The following is a 2525-nucleotide window of genomic DNA, read 5'->3' as shown; positions in this document are numbered from 1 at the left end:
CGATAACATCGGCATCGACGCCCAGCTTCATGAACACGTCGCCATGACTGCTGCTCAGTCCCCAGCACTGTTCGGTGCGATTAATCCGGGATTTCTCGGCAAGCTGAATGCGGTTGATCTTGCCGATGATCCGTGCAGCGAAATCGTCGATCCCGACCTTGGCGTGATCTTCTTCATACTTCAGCCAGATGTGATTGGGCAGGTAGTACATGTCGTCCCTCATGATGAATCCCTTCACCTTCTTTTCGGCTCTGGCTTGCCTTTCTCGTTTTTTCCTGAGCACGGGATTGGAATCCATGATGTCCTGCATGTATTGATCCACGGCACAGTGGTAGCATTCGTAATTGCTTGAACAAAGTTTGTATGCAAGGTCTCCGGTCAGCGCGTAGCGGCATTTTCGTTCGAACGCCGGTAATTGCTTGAGTTTATTGATCGCCTGCACGATCAGCGGCGACTCGGAAGCGGCGCCGCTCGAATCCACGATCGCCTGGTCAAAATCGCAGCTGCGGCAGTCATAATCCTTAGTGCACATACGATAAGCGATCACACCAGCTTTCATCCAAATACAGGGGCTCTCCCCGCTTTCCTTTTCCGCATTGGTATTTGATGCTTCAGTCATTTTGGCCTCCTCACTTTTTTTGCTTTTGTTCAGTATTTCTTGATAAACGACGCACCGGTCGTATTGCCCTTCGCAAGGATTTTGAGGTACAATACTATCGGTGGGCAGCATTTTTCTAATATCACAAGCCTTGCAGTATTTGACCATGATCTCTTCAAGAAATGGGCAATTCACGGCTCCTCCGTTGTTATTTGGTATTTCATGACCATATTATAAGCAATATTCATGCCCAAGTTTATAAAACGCAAAAGCATGAAATATCATGTTATTTCGTTATTAATTTTGCAACTTTATTTTATATTTTTTACATAATGATACAGGGCAATAAAACTATCCATATATCAGTACAAATCTGTTGCAAAAAGCATAACGGATATGCAAAAATAATCAATGGAAGAAATCGTTAAAAGCTTTGGGGTCGTTAATATCATCTTAATTGTTTGGAGCGTATCGTGTGGTTATAAATTGGAAATCAGGAAATTTGACATCTGTGATTTGAAATTCGTACTACAGCCGGCTGTTACTGCTTACTACATAGTATCTACTGCTTTTGCGTTTATGGTCTTTTCAGTTCGTATTGTTTTATCTTTCTGTATAATGTAATGTTATTTATGCCCAGCACTTCAGCCGCTTTTTTAACATTCCAATTATGGGCGTTCAGCACGTTGATGATATGTTCTTTTTCGACATCCTGCAGGCTCTGGTTGGCGGCCGCTCCGTCCGCCGCCTTCTGCTGCAGGAACGCTGGCAGGTGCGCGGATTCGATCACCGCTCCTTTGGCCACGACCGCCGCATGTTCCAGGGCATTTTGCAACTGGCGCACGTTGCCGGGCCAGTGGTACTCAATCAGGATCTTCTTGGCTTCTTCGGATATCTTGTCCATCGGTTTACCGGTCTCCAGTTTGATCTTCTCCAGAAAATAGTCGAGGAGCAGCGGTATGTCCTCTCGCCGGTCGCGCAAGGGCGGCAGTTCGATCGTGATCACGTTCAGGCGGTAATACAGGTCGTCCCTGAATTCCCCTTTCGCGATCATCTGTTCCAGGTTCTTATTGGTCGCGGCAATGACGCGCACGTCGGCCTTTATCGAGGCGCTTCCGCCCAGCCGGGTGAATTCGCGCTCTTGCAGGACCCGAAGCAGGTCGACCTGCGTTTTCAAGCTGATATCGCCGATCTCATCCAGAAAAAGCGTGCCGTTATTCGCCTGCTCGATGCGACCTTTGTGTTGGGCGATCGAACCCGTGAACGCGCCTTTCTCGTACCCGAAGAGTTCAGCTTCGAGCAGGGACTCGGCCATGGCTCCGCAGGCCGCCGCGATGAACGGGCTGGCGCGTCGCGGGCTTAGCTCGTGGATCGCGCGGGCGATCAGTTCCTTGCCGGTACCGCTTTCCCCGCGGATCAGGACGGTTGATTTTGACGGTGCAACCGTCGTAACGATCTCGAAGACCTTGAGCATCTTGTCGCTCTTGCCGATGAGATCCTGGAACCGGAACCGCCGCGTCAGCTCCTTGCGCAGCATGACGTTCTCCTTCACCACCCGCTGGTGTTCCAGCACCTTGGCGATCAGCAGGCTGATCTCGCCCGGGTTGAAGGGCTTCACGACGTAGTCGACGGCGCCTTCCTTTATCGCGGTCACCGCGCTGTCGACCGTGGCGTAGGCGGTGATAATGATGACCGGCAGTTTCGGCGTCATCTCCGACAGTTTGCGCAAAACGTCGATCCCGTCCAGGCCAGGCATTTTCAGGTCCACTAGCGCGAGGTCCCATTCTTCCTGCTTAACGGCATCAAGCGCCTTATAGCCGTTGTCGACCGCCTGCACGTGATAGCCGTCCTCTTTAAGCCAGTCGGTCAGCGAACTCCGCATTATCTCTTCGTCATCCACGATCAGAATCTTGTACGGTGCCATGTT

General features: G+C 50.7%; 2 protein-coding genes. Both read right to left on the bottom strand.

What is annotated here, in order from left to right; genetic code table 11:
* Positions 1-793: hypothetical protein (locus VF399_02685; GenBank protein HEX7319248.1), on the bottom strand; the 793-nt coding region annotated here is incomplete at its 3' end.
* Positions 794-1175: 382 nt separating this feature from the next.
* On the bottom strand, positions 1176-2525 hold a 1350-nt coding region (locus VF399_02680), incomplete at its 5' end, for a sigma-54 dependent transcriptional regulator (GenBank protein HEX7319247.1).

This window comes from bacterium, assembly GCA_036382775.1.
Taxonomy (GTDB): Bacteria; Hydrothermota; Tepidihabitantia; order SM23-42; family JAOAFX01; genus DASVHD01.
Note: the sequence above shows the minus strand (reverse complement) of the source record. Positions and strands in the feature narration are given on the sequence as shown.